The sequence below is a fragment of the Bacillus sp. AY3-1 genome (genome assembly GCF_008368785.1).
Lineage (GTDB): Bacteria > Bacillota > Bacilli > Bacillales > Bacillaceae_G > Bacillus_A > Bacillus_A wiedmannii.
Genome location: NZ_QORZ01000026.1, coordinates 1 through 18,047 on the forward strand (window position 1 = coordinate 1; position 18,047 = coordinate 18,047).

Below are 18,047 nucleotides of genomic sequence, written 5' to 3' on the forward strand. Positions count from 1 at the left end.
TCGAATCATCTAAGTCAAAAGTGATAAGATGAACGTTCAACGACTATCTCGTATAACTGACGAGAGTACATCACAAGCCTATGGTGATGGAAAAATCCTCTATCTTTAAGTAGATAAACATATAGTCTGCGCTCATGTGAAAACATGAGAAGTTCATAAGAGAACTGGCTAAGAAATTGCGCCCTTAGTTGAACAAGATAAATTTTATTGAATCTATCAAACTTTATTGAAAGTATCGAACGTATGTGCTGTGTTAGGTTCAATGAGGTGAGAATAATAATGAAATTTTCACGAGTTAGTCAAGTATCGGAATTAACAGGTTTGCATCCGAGTAGTCTTAGGAGGATGCTGATGGAACACGCTACTATTCAGAAGAACAAATCTTTCCTTAAAGGAGTTACATTCTGATGATATTGGCGAAGAAAGTCAGACTAATTCCAACGCTTGAACAAGAACAAGTGCTTAGAAACCATGCTGGTGCTGCAAGATTTGCTTATAACTATTGTAAAAGAATGAGTGATAGATACTATAAGCTATTTGGGAAATCTGTTTCACAGTTAGCTTTACAGAAACGATTTACAAAGATCAAGAAGCGAAAGAGATATGAGTGGTTAAAAGACATCAATGCACAAGTTCCTAAACAGGCTTCAAAAGATTTTGATACGGCGAGGAAAAATTCGTTTGAAAAGTACCAAAATGGTTATCACACTTCCTATAAATCCAAAAAAGATTTAATCCAAGGATTTTATGCCAATTATGAAAGACTGTTTATAGGAAAGAAAGTAGTTCATATTCAGTCTATTGGAGAAGTGAAAACAAGCCAACAACTACCAAGAAACAAAAAACCATCCAATCCAAGAGTTACCTTTGATGGGCGTCACTGGTGGATGAGTGTAGGGTTCCAAGAAGATTTTGAATCACAAGAACTAACAAATGAGTCGATTGGTGTGGATGTTGGTTTAAAAGAGCTGTTTGTAGCTTCTAATGGTATGAAAGAACGAAATATAAACAAAGATGCTAAGGTTAAAAAACTTTTGAGAAGGAAAAAGTCAGCGCAAAGAGATATGTCTAGGAGATTTAAAAAAGGTGTAAAAATTCAGTCTGCCGGATATGAAAAAGCTAAAACTGAGCATCTGCGGTTATCTAGGAAAATTATGAATATCCGAAATAACCATATCCATCAAGCAACAGCTAAATTGGTGAAAACCAAACCAATGAGAATTGTTGTGGAAGACTTACCTATCTCAAACCTGTTAAAAAACAAAAAACTATCGAAAGCATTTTCCTTTCAAAAATTAAACTTCTTCTTTCAATGTTTGTCATACAAGTGCAAGAAGTATGGCATTGCGTATGTAAAAGCTGATAAATGGTTCGCCTCAAGCAAGATTTGTTCGTGTTGCGGAGTTAAATACGACCATTCAGTTCAACCAGAAGGACAGTGGAGTTTAAAAATACGTGAGTGGCGTTGTGTTGGGTGCAATATCCATCACGATAGGGATGTAAATGCTTCGATAAATTTATCAAGATGGGTAAAATAAATGCTTGATAATAGGAGGTAACGATACTGCCTCGTGTGGAGTGTTATACCCCTCGTCCCTTCGGGGTTGCGAGAACACGATGAAGCACTAACTTGTGTAAGTTTGATTGAATTGTATAGATTTAGTTAAGTTTATCGTATCGGATATATAGTGTGCGGGGATCAAGATGAAGATTGTTTCGAATGTACGCAGCAATTTGTACAATTATTAAGAGATAAGAATATAGAACATGAGTTTAAAGTTGTACCCAATTTAAATCATGATTATCCTAAGGATTTTGATGAACTATTAAAAGAAGCTATTGAATATATAGACGACAAAAATAATAAGTAGTAAAAAAGGGAGATGCATCATAATTGATGTATCTCCCTTTTGTCATTATAAATGAAAAGCATTTGCTAGTAAGCGATAAGAATTCAATTTATCTTCAAATCGATGAGTAATTGTGACAATCATAAATTCATCAGTATTGTACGCTTTGCTTAAGTTTACGATTTGTTCTTTCACAGAAGATGGATCACCGACGATCATACGTTGACGATTTTCTTTTATACGGAATAAATCATAAGCGCTGTATGAATAATTTTGTGCAGTTTCGATAGAAGGAGTACCAGTTGTACGCTTTCCTTGTTCTAGTAATAAGATTGATAAATCTAAACTAGAAGCAATTTTTTCCGCCTCTTCATTCGTTTCTCCGCAAATAACAAAAATAGAGACGATTGATTTTGGTTTATCTCCTAAATAAGAAGGTTGGAACTGTTCTTGATAAGCATTCATTACTTCAGGGCCACCGTATCCGTTAATGAACTGTGCGAATGCAAAAGAAGCACCTTGTTTTGCGGCAATCATTGCACTCTCTCCGCTAGAACCAAGCATCCACATCTCGGGAGATGTTGGAATGACAGGAGTAGCCTTTAAATTTGCATAATGATGGTTTTCTGGTACTTGATCATGTAAGTACATTGCAACATCTGCAATTTGTTCTGGGTATTGATCAAGTGAGACCATTTTGCCTTCTTGAAGTGCGCGAGTTGCAATTGGCATACCACCAGGTGCTCTACCGACACCAAGATCAATACGATTTGGATAAAGCGCTTCTAAAACGCGGAAATTCTCAGCAACTTTATAAGGGCTATAGTGCGGTAACATAACACCACCTGAACCAACTCTCATACGATCCGTTTTTGCTGCAATATGAGAAATAAGTATTTCAGGGCTTGAACCAGCAAGGCTGATGGAATTATGATGCTCAGATACCCAAAAACGTGTGAATCCTAATTTTTCAACTTCTTGTGCAAGTGTAACTGTATGTGAAAAAGCTTGGGCTGCTGTACTACCATCTGAAATAGGTGATTGGTCTAACACACTTAATTTGATCATAGAATATACCTCGCAATCTTAATGTACATCCTATTATATATTTACTTACGAAAAATGCGTAATAAAATGCTCAAAATAAAAAGTGGATAAACCACCTATCCACTTTTAACGAGGAAAGCCTCGTTCATAATGATTCATTTCGACTAAATTTAATATATATTCGTAGTTATCAATCTCAAGTTTTAGTTGTTCACGCTCTTTTTTAGATAGTTGTTTACTACTAAGTTTGTTGCATAGTTGTTGTTTCTTTCCTTCTAAATACTTCTTTGTAGCGTTGTAGTCGTAAGTTTGTTTCATTTTCAACCACTCCTTCTTTGCTGTTGCTATATTATACGAAGCGTGAAGAGATGTGAAAGCTACCTCTTATGTACTTTTAGTGAATATTCCACTTGCTATGTTGTTATGTTTATAGGAATTTATGAATAAAATGCACTAAACCACTAATGCCCATTTTATGAAGTAAGGGGTGGAATTGTGCAGAAAGATATAATGTATAACACTGACATGGATGAAACGTTAAAAGTTATAAATAAAGGATTAAAGAAGACGACGAACCCGAAGCAAATTATCGTAGTAGGGGCTGGTATGGCTGGGTTGGTTTCGGCATCATTATTAAAGGCTGCAGGACATGATGTGAAGATTTTTGAAGCAAACAACCGGGTAGGTGGCCGCATAGAGACGGTTAGAATGGAAGATACCGGATTATATTTAGATGTTGGGGCAATGAGAATTCCGTATTCGCACACATTAACGATGGCATATATAAGAAAATTTGGGCTACAGGTGAGCCCGTTTATTAATAGGAATGAGACTGATATCATTTTCGTAAATGGCCGGAAAACGACATTAAAACAATACGAAAAAGATCCAAATATATTAAAGTATCCTGTAGAAATGAATGAAGTCGGAAAAACGTCTGAGGAGCTATTATTGTTAGCGGTACAGCCCATTATAAATTTTATAAAAAAGAACCCAGAGAAAAACTGGGATGTTGTAGTAAAGGATTTTGGGAGGTACTCTACAGGACAATTTTTAAAGTATCATCCTTATCAATATAATACGTATTTCTCGCCAGTAACAATTGAGATGATCGGTGTTCTATTAGATTTGGAAGGTTTTTTGGAAAGGTCATTTGTTGAGACACTACGCTTTTTATACATTATGCAGGAGGAGAGTGGATTTTGTGAAATAGTAGGCGGAAATGATAGATTACCAAAGTCTTTCTTACCACAATTAGAAGAAAATATTATATATAATCAAAAATTAATGAAGCTACATCAACACGATAATGGTGTGACAGCTTTTTATCGAAACGAGGAAACTTTTGAATATAGTAGTATTACAGGGGATTTAGTTATTATTACAATTCCATTTTCGACAATGCGCTTTGTGGAAGTAGATCCATTTGATTCTATATCTCATGAAAAATGGAAAGCAATTCGTGAATTGCATTATATGCCAGCGGCAAAAATAGGAATTCAATTTAAAAGTCGATTTTGGGAAGAACAAGGACAGTTAGGTGGCAGGATTATAACGGATTTACCAATTCGTTACGCCTATTATCCAAGTCACGGAATTGGAGAAAAAGGACCTGCTATGATGTTAGGCAGCTATACATGGTCTTATGATGCGTTGTTATGGGATGGGTTATCAAAAGGTGATCGTATTTATTACACACTACAAAATTTAGCGACAATATTAGGCGGTCAAGTATATGATGAGTTCATGTCTGGCATATCAAAAAGTTGGACATTGGATCCATATGCACTTGGAGGGTTTGCGCTATTTCAGGCAGGGCAAGAATCTGAGCTACAACCAGCGATTATAAAACCAGAGGGGAGATTATACTTTGCAGGTGATCATACAACGTTATATCACGGATGGATACAAGGTGCAATTGAATCTGGAGTTCGTGTAGCGGTAGAGGTAAATGATTAAAATGTGTAAAATTCAGAAATTTCTTTACTGTATGGTTTGAGATGGATATTATTATATATAAAAGAATTAAAAGGAGTGTTGAAAGTGAATCCGTTATTATTCGATTTTCCTTCTGAATTTTATACAGATAGGCTATTTATTCGAATGCCGAAACCGGGTGACGGTAAAGCTGTATACGATGCAATTCAAGCTTCTATGAAAGAATTAAAACCTTGGATGGTTTTTGCACAAAAAGAGCAAACAGAGGAAGAAGTAGAAGTGAGCATTAGAAAATCGCATATTCAATTTTTGCAGCGTGAGGATTTAAGATTACTAGTTTTTTCGAAAGAAACAGGTGAATTTATTGCATCAGCTGGATTGCATCGTATTAATTGGGATATACCTCAATTTGAAATTGGGTATTGGATTGATTCAAGGTTTAGTGGAAAGGGTTATATGGTAGAGGCTGCAAAGGGTATAACGGATTATGCTTTTTCTGAGCTGAAAGCAAACCGCGTAGAAATTCGATGTGATTCTTTAAATAAGAAGAGTAGAGCGATACCTGAGAAATTAGGATTTAAGTTAGAAGGTACATTGGAAAGTGCGAGTGTAGCGGTAGATGGAAATGGGTTAAGGGATATGTGTGTATTTGCCAGGACTAGAAATACATATGAAAAAGAAGAGCTGTAAAGAAACAGCTCTTCTTTTTGTGTATTATGGTACAGGATGTCCATTAGAGCTTTCGAAAATTGTAAACCATTGTTGACGATCTAAATTAACTTTTGTAGCAAGAGCGGCTGTTTTAACACGATCTAGTTTACCAGATCCAACGATTGGCATCATGTTAGCTGGATGAGCAAGCAGCCATGCATACATAACTGTATCGATGCTAGTAACATCTAGTTCAGTGGCAACCTTTTGTAACGTTTCACGTACACGTACGGCACGTTCTGATTGACCAGTAAAGATTTCTCCGCCAGCAAGAGGCGACCAAATCATAGGATTGATTCGCTTTTCTTGGCATAAATCAATTGTCCCTTTTTCGAAATGTTCAAGCTGCATCGCAGATACTTCAATTTGATTTGTAATGAGCGGGAAATCTAAATAAGAACTTAACATATTAAACTGTGAAGGTAAAAAGTTAGATACACCGAAGTGACGGACTTTTCCTTCTTGCTTTAAGTGTGAGAACGCTTCTGCTACTTCATTTGGATCCATAAATGGATCAGGGCGATGAATGAGCAGTACATCAATATAATCTGTATGTAAGTTTTGTAATGAGTCTTCCGCGCTTTTTATTATATGTTCAGCACTCGTATTGTAGTGCGCAACATATCGCTCTGGAAATTTTGGTGATGGGGGAGCGATTCCACATTTTGTGATAATTTGCATGTCTTCGCGTAAGGAAGGCTTGAGTTGTAACGCTTCTCCAAATAATCCTTCACACGTATAGCCACCATAAATATCAGCATGATCGAAAGTAGTAATTCCCATATCCATACAAGCTTCCATAAAAGAAAGTAACTCATGCTTTGTCATATTCCATTCTGCTAAACGCCAAAAACCTTGAATAATACGAGAAAATTCTAGTGTTTCGGCCATTTGAACTCGTTCCATTATAAGTACCTCCTTGATGAATGAATCATTTTTTGAAAAGGCTTTCTTGCTACATATTATTATATAGTTACAGTATCGTACATACAATAAATATGTTTTGCTACAAAAACGATTTTCTCTATATGCTATAATGTAAAAACATATAGCTATAAGGAGATGTACGAAATGATTCCAGTAACAATATTAACTGGTTTTCTTGGATCAGGGAAAACGACATTATTAAATCGCATTTTATCAGAAAATCACGGTCATAAATTAGCAGTGATTGTAAATGAAATAGGGCAAATTGGTATTGATAATCAGCTGATTATGAATGTCGAAGAAGAGATTATGGAGATGACGAATGGATGTTTATGTTGTACTGTACGTGAAGATTTACTAGTCGCTTTAAAACAATTACTGGACGTAAAAGCAGAAGGTAAAATGGAATTTGATGGATTAGTAATTGAAACGACTGGTCTTGCAAATCCAGGTCCGATTATTCAAACATTCTTTTTAGATCCTGTGATTCAATCTGCATACCAAATTAACGGCGTTGTAACAGTAGTAGATAGTTATCATATACATAAACATTTTGAAAAAGGACTAGAAGCAAAGGAACAAATTGCATTTGCTGATGTCGTTTTAGTAAATAAATTAGATTTAGTGGATGAAAGTGAAAAGGAAAATCTATTGCAGGAACTGCAAGGTATTAACCCTACTGCAAAGTTAATCGAGGCGACTAACTGTGATGTAGATATTCCATCGTTACTACAAATTCAAACGTTTAAAACGAAAGATACGTTACAAATTTATCCTCATAAAGAGCATAATCATCTAGAAGGCGTAAAGTCGTTTGTACTACGCGAAGAGCGACCGTTAGATTTACAAAAACTAAATGAGTGGATGTCAGCTGTCGTTCAAGAGCTAGGGGAGTATTTATATCGCTACAAAGGAATTTTATCGATTGATGGAGTAGATAAACGTATCGTTTTCCAAGGTGTGCATACACTGTTTGCTGCATCATATGATAGAGAGTGGCAAGAGGGCGAAGAACGAGTAAGTGAAGTTGTGTTTATCGGAAAAGATATTAATAAAGAATGGTTCCAAGAACATTTCGGGGAGTGTGTGAAATAAGTCTGCATATATTGCAGGCTTATTTTTTTAACTTAACTAAGTATTTTGTAGAAAAATGCTAGATTGCAAAAAACGAAGGATAATAAAAAGCCTGTTTTCACAGGCTTGTATGTTCATCTAATAGTAACTCCATTACAACACCTACAACTGGACCTTCGTCATCAATATCACCATTTAAACGGAAACCAAATGACTCGTATAATCCCATTGCGAGTTTGTTGTCTGGATGTAAACTTAAATAAATTATTTTACATTCAAATTTATCTTGTAAGAATTGAATAAGGAAGTGAAGGAAACGTTTTGCGTATCCTTTTCCTTGATATTGCTCGTCAATCATAAAGCGATCTAACCATACGCTTTTACGTTTTTCCCAATACCATCCATACATTGCGTATCCTACAAGTGTTTCTCCATCATATAAACCTACTGACGTTCCGTTTCCTTCAAATAATGATTCTGCTAGAGAAAACGCATTGCTTTCAATAAATTGCTGCTGGTCTTTTGCGACATTTAAAGCAGCTACCGAACGCCAATTTTTTGCTGTTACTTCACAAATGTGAAGAGTCATAATTCCAACTCACCTTCTAAATTAATATAGCTTAAAAGCTAATATGGATAATTTTACTTGTTATTTTGGTCAAGTCAAGCAGAAACACATAAAAAAGAAGAGGTTGCCCAAAAGTAGGCTACTTTTGGGCAACCTCTTTAATGTTTATGCTTCATTATGCTAGTTATATTGTTCAAGTCAAGCAGAAACACATAAAAAAGAAGAGGTTGCCCAAAAGTAGCTGAATAGCTACTTTTGGGCAACCTCTTTAATGTTTATGCTTCATTATGCTAATAAGAGCATCTCCATTGGTGAGCTCAATATTTTTATTCACTGCACATTGCGCTCGTTGAAGGGGCACTTGGTTTTGTATTTTCTGCTGTATGTAATATCCTACAGGAGAAATCTTGCCAAGGGGTGTAAAAAAGATGGAGAATGCAAGCTCAATTTTCGTTTACCGACTCTTACTGCATCAGAAGTAGTGGTAGATCAATCTAGATTAGAGAAACTGCAATTTATTCGAGGAAGATATATATGAAGGAAAACGCCACCATACTGCAAGTTCTGTATATTGACGACAAGGTCAAGTGGAAACATCTAAAAGAATATGAGATGGATAAACATGAACATACAGAATCACATGAACATCAACCATTGTGTGGTGATGCTCGCTACGATTAGAAAGCTACAGTTTGCAACAAGAAGACATGTAATTAGTATTCATGATATGGGGAGTATCCGAAATGCAAAACGTATTATGAGAGATTTAAAGCCATATGTGAGCAAAACAATGCCAGGTGGTCCGGTATTGCCAATAAGGCTCAGTGTTACCGGTTGCCCCTGTAGCACCCGTTGAACCAGTGGGACCTGTAGGGAATTAAAAGGGTGGAACAGGTGGGAGGATAGGTCCAATCAAACCTGGATTTAATGCGACAGAAAATAAAAACTCGTCCAATATAAATTACCTCTAAAAATTCGAATATAGTAAAAGTGGAAGTAGGGCGATGTGAAATGGACAAGTGGTTGTATTTTATAAATTAAATAAGATGGTTATTTAATAGATTTTTAATAAAAAGCGATTATCAATAAATTGCTTTTGATAATCGCTTATCCTTAATTGGACGGCTTTTTTATACAAGTTTACTTTTGCTATATCTTACTACAATATAACAACAAGGCCACAGTTATTGTAGTTGGTTTCTATTATAAATTGGTATTAAATAATTTAATTGAAGTGCATTGCATTTCTACCCATTCCTTTGCTATATCTTGCTCGATTCCTTCTATATCAATTAGTACTATACTATCATAGACATTTAGTGTTGCTAAGTTATCCTCACTGTTATAATCTAGCTTAGCGATGACTTTAAAGCCTTCATCATTCTGAATTATTGCATTTGCATTTTCATCTAAAAAGGCTATATTTGTATTCCATATAAATTCATCATCTATATCTATTTCTACATTATAGTTTTCATTTTTTTCTGGCTTATCGCCATCCCACTCAGCTATAAATTGACTGCTTTCAACTTGAACTAATACTTTATATCCATCTAATAATTTTTCTGATATATCTACTACTTTTACATTCATTGCTTATTACTCCTTATATGGTACTTTAACTATGTAACAGCAAATAAAGCCTACGTGTATGTGAGGTAAGGTGAAAAAAGGCTCTCAGTTAAGAGAACCTTTTTATCTATCTTCAACGCCATTCTATTTCATTTGAATCAAAGTAGCAGGTATCATAATTCCTTCTAATTGATTATTTTTAGATACAAGCCAATTGTTTTCATCCAATAGGATTGAATTTACATCATCTGAAGGTGGATTATTTTCATAATTTAGATTTTCGTTATTCCCCACATACTGAATTCATAATGATATTCCGTTCTTTCGATACATACGCCGAATTCTAAATCATCACCAACTAATACAAAATCCGCATACCCAATTAGAAATCTTGATATGGTTGATAACTCTTCTAAATTATCAAATACTTCAGCAATGTTTAGCTTAACTGCTTCAATTTTACCACCCTTAGAGAAAAAGAGTCTCCCTTGATTAACTGGAAATTTAATATTTTTAGCTGTTTCTTTTAACAGCGCTATTGATTGTCTTCCGTTTTCTTCATAATCAGTGCTACCAAAATTTTTTATGTTTGAATTTTGTTCTAGCGTATTAAATAATTCTTTACAAAATAAATCATTAGATTCTGCATCCATAAATGAGTCCATAGAAATTGTAACAATATTAGAAAGCTCGTCTATCAGTTCTTTTCTACTAGCGTTTCTTTTTGCTTTCATTTTTAGAATTTCGATTCGGCTTTTATTCATATTGCTCAAAATTTTTCACGCCTTTAGCTTCTTACTTTTTTCCTTTTTTCTTGTATCCTTCAAAATCTTCCGGATAATGTCCAGGGTGTTGATTATATCTTCCTTTTTCCAGTGGACTTCCTTTTTCATCATCTGCAGTATGGAAATGGGAGCATCAATAATTGACTACGATAATAAAGTAAGATTGTTTCTGCCAGGGACAAGTAATTTATCATTAGTATTCCCTTTCTTTAAAATTCCGGATGAACTGTTGTATATTCAGGTTTTACTAGTCCTTTCATGTCCATTAATTTAAGAAACGTAAATACCCCAAAACAAAAGAATTGACATGTCAGATGAAAATATACAATCTTTTGTTTTGGGGCGTTATAAAATTCTTAAGTTGATAGAGATGAGGAGGAGGTAACCCATGTATTAAAAAGTTATTCAGTTATTTGAAATATAGTTTCATCAGGTCTAGAGAATCCATATAATTTCCTTGCGAACTTTAAAATACCTTCTTCGCTCTCTGTTAAAGTTTTAATATCGTTTTCATAATAACGTCCTATGATTTCTAATTCAGACAATCTTTTCTTTTCTTTATTTAGTGTAATTTGTTTTTCTTGAATCATTTGTTCTTGCTTATAAATGGAGATTTGAATGGAAATAACCATAGGTAGCATAAAAGCAAGTGCTAATAAAAGACGACGTCTTAGCTTTTTATTTGTTTGTGGATTCTTGTTAGGATTAATTTGTATTTTTGAGATTGATTGTTGTGGTGAATTTGGGATACTCCCCATTTTAATGCCTCCATTACCTATGTATAGAATTTAAATTGCTTAAAAGTATTATATATGCTAAATAGATAATTTTGAACTTATTTGTGAAAAGAGGAGTGCTATGAAATTTAAATAAAATCCTTATTTAGTTGCAAATAAAAAGTGCTCAATGACTACCTCTGAGTTGATCATGATTATTTTAAGTATGTTCCTGATAAATGTGCATTTTGTATAAAAACTTTATTGTATCAATTTGTAGGTTGATACAGTTCCCCAAACGAAAAGAACCAAATAGAAAAGTCTTTGTAGTAGACCTGCAGGTAAGGGGAAAAGAAAAACAAGTGAGATAAGAATTGTTATTACTATTAAGCTTAGTAAACAGAAATATGTCCATTTTCTAGCTTTTTTAAGATTCTTAGCAAAAATAAATAATCCTGGAAATACAGTAAGCATACCTATCCAAACTAGAATAGAATGTCCAATTAGGTTTACATCTGCAGGAATTAATCCTGAAACTATAGTGGAGATTCCTATTATAAGTATAAAAAATGTTGCTATTCTATTAATTCTTGTTTTTTCTAGATGTTGTGAAATATATAGTACTCCAATACAAAATGTTATTCCATTAATAATAAAGAGTAAATTCATCCAAAAATGATTAGGGGAGCATATTTCATAAGGAGCTATTTCGTAGGTGAATTCTCCACAGGTTGTTACACCTAGATCACTCATTGCATGATGCAAATAGTTATAAGGTGCTGTAGAAGTGAAAATGAAGAAAGGTTCAATTAAAAAGTATAGGCAAGTTGCAATCCAGCTAAATAAGCCAATCCTATTTGATATATACATTAGATTCCTCCTTAGAAAAAAGTATATTTCCATTATAAGTGGTTACATCATCAAAATTAAAAAATTGCAATTTGAGAATCGATAATCCTGTTCAATAATATAGGATTTTCTGGACAAATATGTTTAGCGAAAAGACGTATAAAAAGTGGATGGAGCAAAACGTAAAAAAATAGTTGTTTGAAAATAAATAACCGCAAAAACGTCAGGTAACTAATTAAGTTGCCTGACGTTTTTGCATGGTAAAGGATAGATTCCTCTACAAAAGAGAGAAATAAAGAAAAATGTTTTTAAATGAAATTCATAAAAGATTGATAGGCAATACCGAGGGAAAATACCGTAGCTACCGCATGGGCAGTCCATTTAGGCATATTTAATTTTAATGTGGTGTTGTATAAGATTCCGTATACGATACAAATAATCAATACAAATGCAATTAATTGAAGTGCTAACAAAAATAGTGGTTGTTCTAAAGCACTAAAGTCAAGTTGTTCCATTAATTTATCACACCCTGTATTTAATATATTGATAAAATTAAATTGGAAGTAAAGGTTTTTTCTATAAAATTTCAAATCTGTAGATATTTTATGGGCGGTAAGTGAATGTTAACCAAAACACTATTTTATAAAAAAAGAGAAGCGCTTAATCAAGACACTCCTCTTAATGCCAATATATAACTATTTCATTATAATGTATAAGCGTAAAATATTTAACAATTAGCTATGTGGTAAAAATTTCATTTTGTATTAGTTTAAAACCAAAAAAGAGCACTTAATAAAGTGCTCTCGTGACGAGATTCATTTTGTAAAGACTATTTTATAAAGAAAGGAACACTGAATATTATATGTGCTTGCAGTTAATTGTGTTCGTTTTTTACAAAAAAAGAGCAGTTAGTAAAAACTAACTGCTCCAATCATGGAATATGGTTCGAAATGGGTTGTTTATATTATTGACGGAATATTGAGTTTTATTCAGGGGTACCAAAAGGTTTTCTTTTTAACTTAATCCATATCCCACAAACAAAATAATGGCTAAAAACACAGATAATGAAAGTGTCAGAAAGACTGTTATTATACTCCTGAGCATCGCTTTCCAGTTGTTTACTTTAGTTGTGTTCTGCCATTATGGTGAGATTTTTAATTCTATTAAAAATAGTAACAGCTCGTCCAAACTTATCTAATCTATCTTACATAGTATGTAGTAATAAATTTAAAGGAGGAATCTAGTATGTCTTATTACTACGATGATTATTGGAAGGATTCCAAAAAGAAATATCATGATTGTCATAAAAGCAGTAAGAGTTATGACAAATGTGATAAAAAACATGAGGAAAAGCCTTGGTTTAATGTAAAAGTGAATTGTTGTTCTGATGATAACGGATACAATCTTGTAAGAGCATCTGCTTTTAGAGCTGTGAGTACAGTTAATCAGAATTTGCCAGCAAATACATTTGTTAAAGTTTTATTCCAAAATGAACAATTTGATTTAGCAAATGAATATAACCCTGCAACATCCATTTTTATACCAAAGACAAGAGGTGTTTACTCTGTTATTGGAACAATTGCGTTCATTCCCAATAATCTAAACGTAAACTATAGAGCGCGGGTAGAAATTCGAGTTAATGGAAATCCGGCAATTGCAATAGATAATGATTTTTTTGGTCCAATAAACTTTGCTAATGTTGTAGCTGTTTCATCGATAATTCAATTGAATGCAGGGGATATAGTTGAGGTTTTTGCACAAAGTAGCGTAGCTGGAGTTATTTCAAATGTAGAAAATAGTACGCATTTTGAAGCTGCAAGATTCCCGTCTCCACAAGTATAAGTAGTATGAAATCTCGTCAGTAAATTTATCTAAGTAAAGTCCCTAATTTATATTTGACCTGCATACATGCAGGTCTTTTTTTTTGATCAAAAAGGGGATGAAAAAAGGGACGTTTCCAGGGATTTTTCAAAACAGAATCGATATTACACTATATCTATACAGTTCTTTGAAAGAAAAGTAGTGTGGGGATAACGTATCTATGCGTTGATAAACAGTTAACATAGAACCCTTTATTAAAACGTTACCGGAGAACGGGCATGGACGGTAAGAATCCACAAAAAGGACGAAAAGGCTAATTACATTTATATATTCAGCTATAGTGCGTGAATGTCGTGGATTTTGTGTGAGCCTGTTGTATTTGCTGGGTTGATGGGTGACATAAACGTTTGATATACAGGTGCTTTAATTATATATAGGGGAGTGCTCTTTTTCGTTTGCCTCTTTTGAGGGGGACAAGCATATATTGAAGAGTGTAGGCCAGGCTCATTCGCTTGTATCTATCTTATTTCAATACTCATAAGAAACTCTTTATCATATTAAAAGCATCTACGGGTGCAAGTGCGATCTTCTTATTGAACGAAATGGATATTTGAATGGAAGAATAGTTATAAATGATAGAGCTTAATCCACTCCATGAATGGTGGAAGATGAGTAGTTCCACAAAATGGTATCACTACTTCTGATTAATGCCAATAATTGCAGTGTTTCTTGGAATAAATTGAGTAATTTTAACAATTGTTGATTCTGTTTTATTTAAGAAATAGGATGCCGAATGATAAGACCAATATCAATTATCGTTGACGCTGCCATGATCTGGTTGGCGTCTTGTTTGTTGTTAAGGAAAGATAAGGGGGGAGGTAGACTTGCAAGTTGAAATATTATTAGTCTAAAACAAAAAAACATAGACTAGTAAACAAGCTGTTTTCACTATTTATTCATAGAGTATAAAGAATTCTATTTTTAGAGGAGGGAATCATATCTATGGGATGGAATAATAATTTTGGACATTCCCGAGATTGTAATAGATTTTGGGATGATCTAGTATTTGGCGGATGCGGTCGTAGACGCAGAAGAAACGATTTTAACGAATGTCATTGTAAACGTGACTGCGATTGTGATGAGTGTCGTCGCAGACGTAATCATGACCGTGATCGTGATCATGATCATGATGATTGTCGAGATTGGTAGAGTCTTTTAAAAGAGTGCATATCTTTATAGCACTCTTTTTTATTGTGCTTTTTAATATTTAATAATTTAAAAGGAGCAGTTTCAATCGGGTTTAACGTTTAACAAAACAAACGAACACAATGAATGAAAAACAGTGATGTATGAGAGCTGTATTTTATTTGGTGATAAGACAAACTTTAAATTGCTTATAAGCTACGTTTTCATTTTGAACAGAAAAAAAGAACCTGTAGTGGCTCCTTTTTACATTGCTATCGTATACTTATTGATTTTTCGCTTAACATCCATAAAAGCTAGTAATGCTGCAATCGCACAAAGGCCTTTAAACCAAAGGAACTCGGAAGAAAATAGTCCGCCAAAGAAAGCGACCGAGTGTACAAAACAAGTAATACCAAATAACCAAAGCATGAACTTTAATTCTTTTGAGGAATATTTATAGTTTTTAAATTTTTCCCACATATGTATCAACTCCTATTGTTATGAGGTTCTGTAGTTTTTCTTTTTAAAATCGCGCATGTTTAGGATAAAGAATAAAAGGAAGATAACAGCTGTGATGCCATTAATCCAGTAGTATGTACGTCCAGTTGTCAATCCGTTATAGAAGGAATAGAAATTCCAAATTATAAGAAGTACTGAACAGATAGTAGAGATTATTAATGAGCTAAAACTTCTCATGATTTTCACCTCGATTCAAAATATTAGAGCTCATTTATAATTTTACATTTAGATAAATAGATTTACGAGGAGAGGAATGAAAAAGAACCCGATGGAGTTCGGGTCCTTTCAGAAGTGATGATGTATTCTCGGATTGGGAACTGAGAAAATACAAAAATATAATACATCGAGATTTAGAGAATTTCAATACTAAATTAGGGATTACCGCGCGGTGATGAATATGGCTAGGCAAAGAAGCCTAAATTGTGAATTGAATAATTTGTTACTACATTTGATTTTTTATAAAAAATAACCATTTTCTTCAGATTTCAAGAAGGTTTTACAAAAAAATACATAGAAGTATAAATATATGGTAATGAAATGAGTCGAATTTTCATCATGACTGATATCCATAATATGTTCATTTCAAATAACATGAAATACACATAGAGGAGAGCGATTATGAAAAGGAGAATTGGTACAGCAGTCGTAGGTTTATCTGTTTTAGGATTTGGAATTTTTGGTTTTACTCATGGAAATGGTGGAGGGGTTGTTCAAGCGGCTTCAGAAGGGGATGGAGGAGGAGCGCCTGCATATGCACATGGAAATCATGGGGGAGCACCAACTTATACTCATGGAGAGGGCTGGTCTCCGAGTTATGAACATGGACATACAGGTGGAGCACCGTCCTATACTCATGGGCATACAGGAGCACCAGTTTATGGATATGGAGACTATCCAATACCTTCTTTTAATGTAGGAGATACACCTGCACCGAGGTTTGAAGCTGATGGAGATCATGGTGGAGCGCCAACTTATACTCATGGGCATTTCCCTGCACCGAAGTTAGAATCGGATGGACATACAGGAGGGGCGCCTTCTTACAATAAGGGAGATACATGGTCTCCGAGTTACGCACATGGAAATACAGGAGCACCAGCTAATACAGAGCCTGGTGGGGGGATTTAACTAATACTAAAATGAAAGTTGTAAATTTATATATAAGAAAAAAGGCTTTGTAATTTACAAGGTCTTTTTTCTTTGTAAAAAGGTTATTCAAAGGGGAAAATAAATGAATTTCTTCGTATTTTATTATTAACAAAATACGGATTTTGTATGGAATTTCCTGCAAAGAATTCACCATGAATAAGGTTGTCTCATATCATGTGAAAATTGCTTTATTAAGATTATAAAAGGATGTGAACGTATTGGAAGATGTTTATGGAAAAATTGACAATTTAAAAGCAGAACAAAAAGAAATTATGCGAGATATTCGTAATTTAGAAACTCGCACAACAATTAATGAGAAAGACATCGCTACAATTAATAAGCAATTAGAAAAGATTAGCATGAATACAACTTGGATTCTACGAATTATTATTAGCGCAATCACTATGTCGGTTTTGGGTTTAATATTAAAAGGGCTGATGTAAAATGTTAAAATAAAAGTACTTATTGAGAGAGAGACAAGTATCTCTCTTTATTTTTATCATTTTAGCCAAGAGGAGTCCTTTAGAATATGGCATAGGTAATCTGTACGATTGAATAGGAGGCATTAGTGAGTGGTTATCGATGGTAAAGTAGACGTATATAATTTAAAAGGGAACCCATGAAACAATACAAATAATAATTTGTATGTGAACGTAAACAAGACCAAGACCGTCCTAGAGAGGAGGGGGCTTGGTCTTGTTTAGCTAAGATCACGATTTTTTAGTGATTTTCACATTATGTTAACCATACTAATATCAAGTTCTTTAATTCAATCGTTTCAATTTGGCAAGTGTAGTCTTCATCTGAAACATATGGATAGGTAATCTTAGTAAAATCTAATCTTATCTCTAAATCACAACTGTTACCCCATCACCATCAAGTTAATGTTTTATAATACTCCAAAATGAAAAAATCCGTTATTCTTTTTGGAGTATAATAGGAATGGGTGGCGTATTTTTATTTTGTTTTGCTAAATTGATTTTGATGTGACGTAACCTTAAGTATTTAAAAAATTAAAAAAGTCGCTCAATAATGTTAAAGGGACCTTGCTCACGTAAATGATCTGTAAATCAATTCATCTTTGATATACAGATCATTTGTATGATAATATTTATAAAGAATTGCTAAATAATGAAATTACATAAATGCTTTTAGAAGTTCTTGAATTAATGGGATTGCTCCACCAATAAATTTTAAAACTGCCATTGCGATTTCCATATTATTCTCTCCTTTGTTTTTGTATTAAGATGTGTGAATCTTTATAACCTTATTATAGTGAGCGCTTACATTTATAACAATACATTTTGGTATGCAATATTGCATATTTATACGTTTAGAC

20 protein-coding genes and 3 pseudogenes are annotated in these 18,047 nt (G+C 33.8%); 10 read left to right on the forward strand and 13 right to left on the reverse strand.

Features of this window, described 5'->3' with window-relative positions:
- Positions 1–407 precede the first annotated feature (407 nt).
- Positions 408–1,538, forward strand: a complete 1,131-nt coding sequence (locus tag DN389_RS23975) for an RNA-guided endonuclease InsQ/TnpB family protein (RefSeq protein WP_149237689.1) — start codon at positions 408–410, stop codon at positions 1,536–1,538.
- A 141-nt stretch (positions 1,539–1,679) separates the two neighbouring features.
- Positions 1,680–1,871, forward strand: a pseudogene (locus DN389_RS28940) (alpha/beta hydrolase); the annotation flags it as partial.
- Positions 1,872–1,916: 45 nt separating this feature from the next.
- Here the strand turns inward: DN389_RS28940 and DN389_RS23985 are convergent.
- Both DN389_RS23985 and DN389_RS23990 read right to left on the reverse strand, forming a co-directional pair.
- Positions 1,917–2,918, reverse strand: a complete 1,002-nt coding sequence (locus DN389_RS23985) for an LLM class flavin-dependent oxidoreductase (RefSeq protein WP_000594033.1) — start codon at positions 2,916–2,918, stop codon at positions 1,917–1,919.
- Positions 2,919–3,023: 105 nt separating this feature from the next.
- Positions 3,024–3,215: a DUF3896 family protein gene (locus DN389_RS23990; RefSeq protein ID WP_000815502.1), complete on the reverse strand. Its 192-nt coding sequence runs from the start codon at positions 3,213–3,215 to the stop codon at positions 3,024–3,026.
- Positions 3,216–3,392: 177 nt separating this feature from the next.
- Here DN389_RS23990 and DN389_RS23995 point away from each other — a divergent pair, with 177 nt between their 5' ends.
- Together DN389_RS23995 and DN389_RS24000 are read left to right on the forward strand one after the other, a co-directional pair.
- Positions 3,393–4,856 (forward strand): flavin monoamine oxidase family protein, encoded by a 1,464-nt coding sequence (locus DN389_RS23995; RefSeq protein WP_149237690.1) that lies wholly within the window; start codon positions 3,393–3,395, stop codon positions 4,854–4,856.
- A gap of 84 nt (positions 4,857–4,940) precedes the next feature.
- Positions 4,941–5,525, forward strand: coding sequence for a GNAT family N-acetyltransferase (locus DN389_RS24000; RefSeq protein ID WP_046954964.1), 585 nt, complete (start codon positions 4,941–4,943; stop codon positions 5,523–5,525).
- Positions 5,526–5,549: 24 nt separating this feature from the next.
- On the opposite strand, the gene DN389_RS24005 is transcribed toward DN389_RS24000, so the two are convergent.
- Complete coding sequence (locus DN389_RS24005) at positions 5,550–6,452, reverse strand: aldo/keto reductase (RefSeq protein ID WP_098802512.1); 903 nt, start codon at positions 6,450–6,452, stop codon at positions 5,550–5,552.
- 165 nt (positions 6,453–6,617) lie between these two features.
- Here DN389_RS24005 and DN389_RS24010 point away from each other — a divergent pair, with 165 nt between their 5' ends.
- On the forward strand, positions 6,618–7,568 hold the full coding sequence (locus DN389_RS24010) for a CobW family GTP-binding protein (RefSeq protein WP_000613417.1): 951 nt from the start codon (positions 6,618–6,620) through the stop codon (positions 7,566–7,568).
- Positions 7,569–7,665: 97 nt separating this feature from the next.
- On the opposite strand, the gene DN389_RS24015 is transcribed toward DN389_RS24010, so the two are convergent.
- Positions 7,666–8,136 carry a GNAT family N-acetyltransferase gene (locus DN389_RS24015; RefSeq protein WP_149237691.1) on the reverse strand — a complete coding sequence of 157 codons (471 nt, stop codon included), beginning with the start codon at positions 8,134–8,136 and terminating at the stop codon, positions 7,666–7,668.
- A gap of 640 nt (positions 8,137–8,776) precedes the next feature.
- Between DN389_RS24015 and DN389_RS29255 the strand changes: the two genes are divergently transcribed.
- Positions 8,777–8,971 (forward strand): hypothetical protein, encoded by a 195-nt coding sequence (locus tag DN389_RS29255; RefSeq protein ID WP_306475104.1) that lies wholly within the window; start codon positions 8,777–8,779, stop codon positions 8,969–8,971.
- Between the two features lie 24 nt (positions 8,972–8,995).
- Here DN389_RS29255 and DN389_RS29260 read toward each other — a convergent pair.
- The 6 genes and pseudogenes from DN389_RS29260 to DN389_RS24045 form a co-directional block, all read right to left on the reverse strand.
- Positions 8,996–9,070 (reverse strand): annotated as a pseudogene (locus DN389_RS29260) (exosporium leader peptide-containing protein); the annotation flags it as partial.
- A gap of 248 nt (positions 9,071–9,318) precedes the next feature.
- Complete coding sequence (locus DN389_RS24025; protein WP_098190206.1) at positions 9,319–9,708, reverse strand: hypothetical protein; 390 nt, start codon at positions 9,706–9,708, stop codon at positions 9,319–9,321.
- Between the two features lie 251 nt (positions 9,709–9,959).
- Entirely contained in the window at positions 9,960–10,460 is a 501-nt protein-coding gene (locus tag DN389_RS24030; protein WP_098190205.1) for a YxiF family protein, read from the reverse strand.
- Between the two features lie 413 nt (positions 10,461–10,873).
- Complete coding sequence (locus DN389_RS24035; protein ID WP_098190204.1) at positions 10,874–11,230, reverse strand: FtsB family cell division protein; 357 nt, start codon at positions 11,228–11,230, stop codon at positions 10,874–10,876.
- A gap of 219 nt (positions 11,231–11,449) precedes the next feature.
- Positions 11,450–12,058 carry a DUF998 domain-containing protein gene (locus DN389_RS24040; protein ID WP_149237693.1) on the reverse strand — a complete coding sequence of 203 codons (609 nt, stop codon included), beginning with the start codon at positions 12,056–12,058 and terminating at the stop codon, positions 11,450–11,452.
- A gap of 287 nt (positions 12,059–12,345) precedes the next feature.
- A complete protein-coding gene (locus DN389_RS24045) occupies positions 12,346–12,552 on the reverse strand; it encodes a hypothetical protein (RefSeq protein ID WP_098190202.1) in 207 nt (68 codons plus the stop codon).
- Positions 12,553–13,282: 730 nt separating this feature from the next.
- Between DN389_RS24045 and DN389_RS24050 the strand changes: the two genes are divergently transcribed.
- Both DN389_RS24050 and DN389_RS24055 read left to right on the forward strand, forming a co-directional pair.
- Positions 13,283–13,879 carry an ABC transporter permease gene (locus tag DN389_RS24050; RefSeq protein ID WP_087980868.1) on the forward strand — a complete coding sequence of 199 codons (597 nt, stop codon included), beginning with the start codon at positions 13,283–13,285 and terminating at the stop codon, positions 13,877–13,879.
- Positions 13,880–14,860: 981 nt separating this feature from the next.
- Entirely contained in the window at positions 14,861–15,067 is a 207-nt protein-coding gene (locus DN389_RS24055; protein WP_098190201.1) for a hypothetical protein, read from the forward strand.
- A 240-nt stretch (positions 15,068–15,307) separates the two neighbouring features.
- Here DN389_RS24055 and DN389_RS24060 read toward each other — a convergent pair whose 3' ends face one another.
- Complete coding sequence (locus DN389_RS24060) at positions 15,308–15,523, reverse strand: hypothetical protein (protein WP_149237694.1); 216 nt, start codon at positions 15,521–15,523, stop codon at positions 15,308–15,310.
- Between the two features lie 18 nt (positions 15,524–15,541).
- Positions 15,542–15,739: a hypothetical protein gene (locus DN389_RS28945; RefSeq protein WP_098190200.1), complete on the reverse strand. Its 198-nt coding sequence runs from the start codon at positions 15,737–15,739 to the stop codon at positions 15,542–15,544.
- Positions 15,740–16,180: 441 nt separating this feature from the next.
- On the opposite strand from DN389_RS28945, the gene DN389_RS24070 reads away from it, so the two are divergent.
- Positions 16,181–16,687 carry a hypothetical protein gene (locus DN389_RS24070; RefSeq protein ID WP_098190199.1) on the forward strand — a complete coding sequence of 169 codons (507 nt, stop codon included), beginning with the start codon at positions 16,181–16,183 and terminating at the stop codon, positions 16,685–16,687.
- 239 nt (positions 16,688–16,926) lie between these two features.
- On the forward strand, positions 16,927–17,151 hold the full coding sequence (locus tag DN389_RS24075; protein ID WP_098190198.1) for a hypothetical protein: 225 nt from the start codon (positions 16,927–16,929) through the stop codon (positions 17,149–17,151).
- A gap of 694 nt (positions 17,152–17,845) precedes the next feature.
- On the opposite strand, the pseudogene DN389_RS28950 reads toward DN389_RS24075, so the two are convergent.
- A pseudogene (locus tag DN389_RS28950) lies at positions 17,846–18,031 on the reverse strand (hypothetical protein).
- Between the last annotated feature and the right edge of the window lie 16 nt (positions 18,032–18,047).

Coding starts and splice junctions, on each gene's coding strand:
- DN389_RS24005 (WP_098802512.1), bottom strand. CDS start 6,452: ATGGAACGAGTTCAAATGGCCGAAACACTAGAATTTTCTCGTATTATT.
- DN389_RS24015 (WP_149237691.1), bottom strand. CDS start 8,136: ATGACTCTTCACATTTGTGAAGTAACAGCAAAAAATTGGCGTTCGGTA.
- DN389_RS23975 (WP_149237689.1), top strand. CDS start 408: ATGATATTGGCGAAGAAAGTCAGACTAATTCCAACGCTTGAACAAGAA.
- DN389_RS24055 (WP_098190201.1), top strand. CDS start 14,861: ATGGGATGGAATAATAATTTTGGACATTCCCGAGATTGTAATAGATTT.
- DN389_RS24010 (WP_000613417.1), top strand. CDS start 6,618: ATGATTCCAGTAACAATATTAACTGGTTTTCTTGGATCAGGGAAAACG.
- DN389_RS24035 (WP_098190204.1), bottom strand. CDS start 11,230: ATGGGGAGTATCCCAAATTCACCACAACAATCAATCTCAAAAATACAA.
- DN389_RS23990 (WP_000815502.1), bottom strand. CDS start 3,215: ATGAAACAAACTTACGACTACAACGCTACAAAGAAGTATTTAGAAGGA.
- DN389_RS24070 (WP_098190199.1), top strand. CDS start 16,181: ATGAAAAGGAGAATTGGTACAGCAGTCGTAGGTTTATCTGTTTTAGGA.
- DN389_RS24045 (WP_098190202.1), bottom strand. CDS start 12,552: ATGGAACAACTTGACTTTAGTGCTTTAGAACAACCACTATTTTTGTTA.
- DN389_RS24040 (WP_149237693.1), bottom strand. CDS start 12,058: ATGTATATATCAAATAGGATTGGCTTATTTAGCTGGATTGCAACTTGC.
- DN389_RS24025 (WP_098190206.1), bottom strand. CDS start 9,708: ATGAATGTAAAAGTAGTAGATATATCAGAAAAATTATTAGATGGATAT.
- DN389_RS24060 (WP_149237694.1), bottom strand. CDS start 15,523: ATGTGGGAAAAATTTAAAAACTATAAATATTCCTCAAAAGAATTAAAG.
- DN389_RS24050 (WP_087980868.1), top strand. CDS start 13,283: ATGTCTTATTACTACGATGATTATTGGAAGGATTCCAAAAAGAAATAT.
- DN389_RS23985 (WP_000594033.1), bottom strand. CDS start 2,918: ATGATCAAATTAAGTGTGTTAGACCAATCACCTATTTCAGATGGTAGT.
- DN389_RS28945 (WP_098190200.1), bottom strand. CDS start 15,739: ATGAGAAGTTTTAGCTCATTAATAATCTCTACTATCTGTTCAGTACTT.